At 45.9% G+C, this 7497-nt stretch carries 8 protein-coding genes; 5 read left to right on the forward strand and 3 right to left on the reverse strand.

Annotated features, from left to right (window positions below):
* Positions 1–9 precede the first annotated feature (9 nt).
* A complete protein-coding gene (locus BTA31_RS04615; protein WP_076789304.1) occupies positions 10–1011 on the forward strand; it encodes an ABC transporter permease in 1002 nt (333 codons plus the stop codon).
* Positions 1012–1023: 12 nt separating this feature from the next.
* Positions 1024–1914, forward strand: coding sequence for an ABC transporter permease (locus BTA31_RS04620; protein ID WP_076789308.1), 891 nt, complete (start codon positions 1024–1026; stop codon positions 1912–1914).
* A gap of 29 nt (positions 1915–1943) precedes the next feature.
* Here BTA31_RS04620 and BTA31_RS04625 read toward each other — a convergent pair whose 3' ends face one another.
* Together BTA31_RS04625 and BTA31_RS04630 are read right to left on the reverse strand one after the other, a co-directional pair.
* Positions 1944–3014 (reverse strand): FUSC family protein, encoded by a 1071-nt coding sequence (locus BTA31_RS04625; protein ID WP_043925835.1) that lies wholly within the window; start codon positions 3012–3014, stop codon positions 1944–1946.
* Between the two features lie 252 nt (positions 3015–3266).
* Complete coding sequence (locus BTA31_RS04630) at positions 3267–4565, reverse strand: glutamate-1-semialdehyde 2,1-aminomutase (RefSeq protein WP_076789311.1); 1299 nt, start codon at positions 4563–4565, stop codon at positions 3267–3269.
* A gap of 154 nt (positions 4566–4719) precedes the next feature.
* On the opposite strand from BTA31_RS04630, the gene bcp reads away from it, so the two are divergent.
* Both bcp and perR read left to right on the forward strand, forming a co-directional pair.
* Entirely contained in the window at positions 4720–5193 is a 474-nt protein-coding gene (bcp, locus tag BTA31_RS04635) for a thioredoxin-dependent thiol peroxidase (protein WP_076789315.1), read from the forward strand.
* 212 nt (positions 5194–5405) lie between these two features.
* Positions 5406–5843, forward strand: coding sequence for a peroxide-responsive transcriptional repressor PerR (gene perR, locus BTA31_RS04640; protein WP_003179961.1), 438 nt, complete (start codon positions 5406–5408; stop codon positions 5841–5843).
* 48 nt (positions 5844–5891) lie between these two features.
* Here perR and BTA31_RS04645 read toward each other — a convergent pair whose 3' ends face one another.
* Positions 5892–6239 carry a YgzB family protein gene (locus BTA31_RS04645; RefSeq protein WP_076789318.1) on the reverse strand — a complete coding sequence of 116 codons (348 nt, stop codon included), beginning with the start codon at positions 6237–6239 and terminating at the stop codon, positions 5892–5894.
* A gap of 217 nt (positions 6240–6456) precedes the next feature.
* Here BTA31_RS04645 and BTA31_RS04650 point away from each other — a divergent pair, with 217 nt between their 5' ends.
* Positions 6457–7341, forward strand: coding sequence for a nucleotidyltransferase-like protein (locus BTA31_RS04650; RefSeq protein WP_043925832.1), 885 nt, complete (start codon positions 6457–6459; stop codon positions 7339–7341).
* The last annotated feature ends 156 nt before the right edge of the window (positions 7342–7497 follow it).

Consider the following 7497-nt stretch of genomic DNA (forward strand, 5'->3'; position numbering starts at 1 on the left):
TGACAGCCATTGCTTGCGTACTGTTTAAAACGGACGGCCATGCTGATCCCCGTTCTCATCGGCATGACATTGGTCGTTTTTTCGATCATCCGCTTTATTCCCGGAAACCCCGCCCAGGTTATTCTCGGTCAGAGGGCGACAAAGGAAGCGGTGCAGCAGCTGACCGTCCAGCTCGGCCTTGATCAGCCGTGGTATGTGCAATACGCCAGATATATCGGGGATTTGCTGAAAGGGGATCTCGGGACATCAATCCGCACGGGAGCGGCGATTACGCAAGAAATAAAGCCATATTTGTTCGCCACTCTCGAGCTCGCTTTTTTCGCCATGCTGATCGCAGTGTTTGTAGGCGTGAATGCCGGAATCATCAGCGCGTGGTTTAAGAACTCGGTATTCGACTATATCGCGATGCTGGTTGCTTTAATCGGCGTGTCGATGCCGATTTTTTGGCTCGGTTTGATGGGCCAGTGGTTCTTTTCGATCGAGCTCGGCTGGCTGCCGACAACGGGAAGGGAGAATGTCAGAAATCCGGTCGAATCCTTTACCTACATTCATACACTGGACACCCTTCTGCACGGAAGATTTGATCAGTTTACAGAAGCCATCCGCCATCTCATTCTGCCGGGAACCGCTCTTGCTACCATTCCCGCCGCAATCATTGCGAGAATTACGAGAGCCAGCATGATAGAGGTGCTGCAGTCCGATTATATCCGCACGGCAAAAGCAAAAGGTGTGCATATGTTTTTCGTCATCTATAAGCACGGTTTAAAAAATGCGTTCATTCCGGTATTGACCGTCATCGGTCTGCAAACCGGACTTTTACTGGGCGGTGCAATTTTAACGGAGACGATTTTTGCCTGGCCCGGCATCGGCCGGTACATTTATGATGCGATCAGCTACCGCGACTACCCGGTTATCCAATCGGGCATCCTCGTGATCGCCTTCATCTTCGTCATGATTAACTTCATCGTTGATCTGCTGTACGCCGTCATCGATCCGAGAATTAAATATTAGGAGGCGGGAAATGTGGTTGTGCTTCAAAATGAACAGCAGAGGGAGGACGTGAAGGTGCGTTCGCCTTTGGCGGAACATATTCGGCGGTTCTTTGAGCATAAACTGGCTGCCGCCGGCACGATTTTAGTCGCGCTATTTATCCTGCTGGCCATCGTCGCACCGCTCGTCGCACCCTACGGATTAAACGATCAGTCACTGTCAGACAGGCTTGCCGCTCCGTCAGCGGAACACCTTTTTGGAACAGACGATTTTGGCAGAGATATTTTTTCAAGGGTGCTGTACGGTGCGAGGCTGTCTTTATGGGTCGGCTTTTTCTCCTGTCTGGCATCGGCCTTGGCGGGGACATTGTTAGGGCTGATCGCCGGTTTTTACGGCAGATGGGCTGATGTGTTGATTTCGCGGCTGTTTGATATCATGCTCGCGTTTCCGAGCATTCTGCTGGCGATCGCCATTGTTGCGATTCTCGGGCCTTCTCTTGAAAATGCCCTGATTGCCATCGCCATCATCAACGTTCCGACGTTTGGCAGGCTCGTTCGTTCAAAAGTACTCAGCATCAGGCAGGAGGAGTATATCTTATCAGCGCGGGCTGTCGGGATGTCCAATATAAGGCTGATGTTTAAACATATTCTTCCTAACAGCATGGCCCCGGTTATCGTTCAAGCGACACTGAATATTGGAACGGCGATTATAGAAGCAGCGGCGCTCGGATTTTTAGGGTTGGGGGCGCAGGCGCCGAACCCCGAGTGGGGAAAAATGCTTGCGGATGCCAGGCCTTATTTGGCGCAGGCCCCGTGGACATTATTTTTTCCGGGATTTGCGATCATGCTGACCGTGCTCGGCTTTAATCTGATGGGAGACGGCCTGCGCGACACCCTTGATCCGAAAATGAAGGAAGGAAAATAAAAAACCGGTTAACGTATTCGTTAACCGGTTTATTCTTCCTCAACCTCAAGTTCGCTGTCTTCTTTGTGGTACGTCTGAAAGCTTGAGAGCAAGGTTTCCAAATGCTCAAGCTGTTCTCGGTATTCTACAGCGCTCGCCATAATGGTCAGCATATTGTAGTCCAACAGTTCTTCTTTTAATTTGTCCTGGTTTTTCAGGAATGATTCGGTCAAGTGCTGTTTGTACACGTCTCCTTCTTCGTGAAGGTCGACGTGATCCTGCGTTTTGATCCTGCCGACGAATCTCATTAAAATTCGCTCGTGCCAATGGAGAAGATAATCTAGCTCTTCGACCAGCGTTTCTTGAAATTCTTCAGGCATATGATAAAACTCGTTTTCAAGCCGGTGCAGCTTTTTCAGGGCATCAAGCGCACGGTTGGATGCAATGATCGCCTGTCTGAACAGCACGAGCTTTCGCTGTTTTACATATGTTGAACGTTTTAAGTAGCTTCTTTCTTCTTTGTAAAGCAAGTAAAGGTGGTCGACCTTCATCATTTTTTCTTTCAGTTTTTCAATGTCTTCTTTCAGCATGGAATGTTCCGTTGTCTTCCGCGTCAACAATCTGATCCATTTAATGACTTCATCTGTATTCTCAACAATATGGCTGACGAGCTTTGTTTCATATTTAGGCGGCAGAAAAATCAGGTTGACCAAGAACGCAGACAATACGCCCAAAATAACCGTTCCGGTTCTCACCAAGGCAAACCATAAAAAGTTGTCGCCGGAGCTCTCCAATATGGCAATAACGGTGACAAGAGCGATCGAAATCGTATTCTCAATCTTCAGCTTCAAGTTGATCGTAATGACGATTACCGCCGTCAATCCGATAATGATCGGACTGGGTTCAAAAATAAGTCCAAAAATAATGGCTGTGGCAGCTCCGATAATGTTCGCCTGTACTTGATCGACAATCGTCAAAAATGAACGATAGATCGAAGGCTGTATCGCGAAGATAGCCGCGATTCCCGCGAAGACAGGAGTCGGAAGGCCGAGCCAAGACGCGAGGTAAAGCGCAAGCGTAATGGCAATGCCTGTTTTGAAAATACGGGCACCAAGTTTCATTAGGCTGTACTTGCATCCCTTTCTATAATAAAATTCGTTCCTTACAGAAAATGAATTGTAGTGAACATTCCCTCTCTGTTAATTTGCCAAACAATAAAGTAATATACAGCGATCTTCCGAAATATTCAACCCATTTTTAAGAAAAAACAAATCATTGACAAAAAAGAAAAACAAGCCAACGGAAAGTGCCTGTTCACCGCGTTTCCAAAGTGCTCCGCATTTGATAAAAAAGAGAGCGGACCCGCTCTCTTTTTACATGCGCTGTTTCAATTGTTTAAATGAGTCATCCACGGCTTGAAGCGTAGCTTTAATGTCCTCTTCTGTGTGCGCGGTGGTGATAAACCAAGCTTCATATTTTGAAGGCGCAAGATTGATTCCGTGCTCAAGCATCAGTTTGAAAAAGGCCGCGAACATGTCTCCGTCCGTATTTTCGGCTTGCTCATAGTTTTCGACTTTTTCGTTCGTAAAGTATACGGTGAGCGCACCTTTAAGACGGTTGACAGTGATATTGATGCCATGGGTTTCGGCATGTCCCAGGATGCCTTCTTCAAGCATGGCGCCGAGGCGGTCAAGTTTTTCGTATGTGCCTTTTTCTTTCAGCACTTCAAGGCAGGCGATGCCTGAGAGGATGGAAGCCGGATTCCCCGCCATCGTACCCGCTTGATAAGCAGGTCCGAGCGGTGCGACTTGTTCCATAATCTCTTTTTTGCCTCCGTAGGCGCCGATCGGCAGGCCGCCGCCGATGATTTTGCCGAGCGCCGTCAAATCAGGTTTGACGCCAAGAAGATCCTGGGCGCCGCCGTACATAAAGCGGAAAGCGGTGATGACTTCATCGTAGATGACAAGCGCTCCTGCGTTATGTGTCAGTTCATTGACCTGTTCGAGAAATCCGCTTTTCGGTTCAACGATCCCGAAGTTTCCGACAATCGGTTCAACGAGGACTGCCGCAATATCGTTCCCCCATTTATCGAGCGCTTCTTTATAGCTGTCGATATCATTGAAAGGGACGGTAATCACCTCGTTTGCGATGCTTTTTGGAACACCCGCAGAATCAGGTGTGCCGAGCGTTGACGGTCCTGAACCAGCCGCCACCAGCACAAGATCGGAATGGCCGTGGTAGCAGCCGGCGAACTTGATGATTTTCGTTCTGCCTGTATAGGCCCGGGCGACGCGAATCGTCGTCATCACGGCTTCCGTTCCCGAATTGACGAATCTGACTTTATCCAAGGCAGGAATCGCTTCCTTAAGCATCTTGGCAAATGTTACTTCATGCTTTGTCGGCGTACCGTAAAGCACCCCGTTCTCAGCAGCTGTTTGAATGGCTTTCGTGATATGCGGGTGGGCGTGGCCCGTAATAATCGGTCCGTATGCGGCAAGGTAGTCTATGTATTTGTTGCCGTCCACATCCCAAAAATAAGCGCCGCTTCCCCTTTCCATCGCGACGGGAGAACCTCCGCCGACCGCTTTGTAAGACCTTGAGGGGCTGTTGACGCCTCCGACTATATGTTGAAGAGCTTCTTCATGAAGCTTTTCAGATTGAGTATGCTGCATAATATCCTCCTCATTTTTGCACCTTTTATCTATTTTATATTGTAACACGAGGCGGACAGAGCGCAAAAAAGAAGCCGCCGAATATTTGAACAAGAGGGCGCTGTTTTTTATAATGGGGGAAAGCAAGCGATTAAACATAACAGGAGGCAAAACAATGACTGTTGAAATTGGACAAAAGGTGCCTGATATTGAACTGCTAGGTGATCACGGAGAAAAAGTAAAGCTGTCGGATTTTGAAGGAAAGTATGTCGTGCTCTATTTTTACCCGAAAGATATGACGCCGGGGTGCACAACGGAAGCGTGCGATTTCAGAGACCGCTATGAAAGCTTTGCTGAACTTGATGCCGTCATCATCGGAGTCAGCCCTGACGATCAGGGAAGACATGAAAAATTCAAGCAAAAACACGATCTGCCGTTTCTGCTGCTCGTCGATGATGAACACAAGCTCGCTGAAAGCTTTGACGTATGGAAGCTGAAGAAGAATTTCGGCAAGGAATACATGGGTGTCGAACGGTCGACATTCCTGATTGATAAAGAAGGCCGCCTTGTGAAAGAGTGGCGGAAAGTAAAGGTAAAAGACCATGTCACAGAAGCGCTTCAAGCAGTAAAAGAAATCGCGGAAGCATAAAGCTCTCAGGGGAGGCCGGACTGTATTTTAGTTTGGTCTCTTTTTACGCTCATATTCGTCTGTCTGATCGGCCATGCTGATCATAGCGGCCTTTTTCGCCTTAAAAATAGCTTTTTCACAGGGATTGGAATTGACAAAGATTCTGATCAGGAGTTACACTAATTATAAACGTTATAATGTAAGAATTTTTTTTAGAAGAGAGGTGCATGACGATGGCTGAACATAACCTGAAAGAAGCGTTGGAAGCGTTGAAGGAAACCGGGGTGCGAATTACTCCTCAACGTCATGCCATTCTGGAATTTCTCGTGAATTCTATGTCTCATCCAACTGCAGATGATATATATAAAGCTCTGGAAGGGAAATTTCCAAACATGAGCGTAGCAACGGTCTACAACAATTTGCGGGTTTTTAAGGAATCAGGGCTCGTTAAGGAATTAACGTACGGAGATTCCTCCAGCCGGTTTGACTTCGTGACTTCCGAGCATTATCACGCAATTTGCGAACGCTGCGGGAAAATCGTCGACTTTCATTATCCCGGCCTCGACGAAGTGGAGCAGCTTGCTTCACATGTGACAGGATTCAAAGTCAGTCACCATAGACTGGAGATATACGGTTTATGTCAGGAATGCGACAAAAAGGAAAGCCATTAAAAAGAGCTGGCCGCTTTTTTAACGGTCAGCTTATTTTTGTTGCAGCATTTACTGAGACTTTCGATTATACGATTCGTTAAACTCTTTTCCTTCGAGGTTTTTGTCCAGTGTCAGAGGCTCCCTGCAATGCATGCACATATCGACCCGGCCTAAAATCTTGGTCGGTTTTTCACAGTTTGGACAGATGACTTGAACCGCTTTCGTTGAAAGCATGCCGATCCAAAAATAAACCGCTGTGCTCAACAAGATAGACAATACCCCCAAGATCATAAACACCGACATCAAGAGGATCGAGGACCTAAAAAAGATCCCGACATACATAATAATGAAGCCTATAAATACAAGGCTCAACGCAAACGTTCTGATTTTGTTGATTTTACTAGAGTATTTGGCCATATCCATCCCCCTGTCTCTAATATAGCATATCAAAGATGTGTTATTCTTTAATTAAAACGAATCAATTGGAAAATTTCTATAGAGAGTTTTGGGGAAATTGATTATAATAATTCAATGTGTTTTCAAAATAAAGGAGTTTTTATTGGCTCGTAGAAATAGGTAGAAACAAGAGAGAAGCTTTTAAGCAACGTATTTACATCGTATTGGAGGAATGGTGATGGAAAATCTTCTCCGTCCGATTTACCAAGAAAGAGCAAGCCGCCCTGACACACTCGCTGTCATGCTGATTGAGAGGAGAAATCAAACCTCATCTGCCACAGATAATTTTGATGCGGCATTGTTGATTATCGTTAATAAGGCTGAAGACCCTGTATTCGTGAAGCATTATGAGTTCGACGGAAAAACGGCTTCTCTTCATATTATTTCTGTTGAACAGCTTCAGGAATGGATTTTGCTCGGAACAAACAGAAGGATCATAGACTGGGTCCTCAACGGAAAGGTGCTTTTCGACCGAAACGAATTTATCGCCAAGCTGATTGAGCAGCTCAATACGTTTCCGTTTTCTGAAAGAAAACTAAAAATTGGACTTGAATACGGGAAATTAATCAGAAGATATATAGAAGGAAAATCGTTTTTTGAAGATGGTCAATTTTTGGACGCCTACAATTCCATCGTACACGCCCTCCATCATTTGGCCAGAATCGAAGTGATCGATAAGGGTTTTCACCCTGAGGTTACGGTATGGAACCAAGTCCGCCACATGGAACCTCAGGTATATAAATTGTATAAGGAATTAATTGAGAGCAATGAAAGCTTGCAAAAACGACTTGAGTTATTATTCCTCGCAAGTGATTTTCTCATTCATTCAAAAGCCGAAATCGGGGCCGCCCATATTCTCAATGTCATGGATGGAAAAGCGGTTTGGCAATTTGCCGATCTTCTCAAGCATCCGGATCTCAAGTATTTCACGGCAGATCTGGGAGTCATACTGGAGTTCTTGGCTGAAAAGGATTTAGTCGGAGTCAAGCCGATTGAGACAAAGGGCCAAAAGATTTTTCATCGAGGATATTTTATTAAAAAAAGTGTTGACACTAATTCATAACGGTGATATATTATTAAGCGTCGCTGTTAGCGGAACGGTTTTTGAACTGAAAGCAGCAGCGACGAAAAAACAAAAAAACATTTGACACTCCTTGTTGAAAATGTTATACTAATAAAGTCGCTTCGGACAGGAGCGGAAATGATCTTTGAAAACTAA

This window comes from Bacillus haynesii (assembly GCF_001969855.1).
Taxonomy (GTDB): Bacteria; Bacillota; Bacilli; order Bacillales; family Bacillaceae; genus Bacillus; species Bacillus haynesii.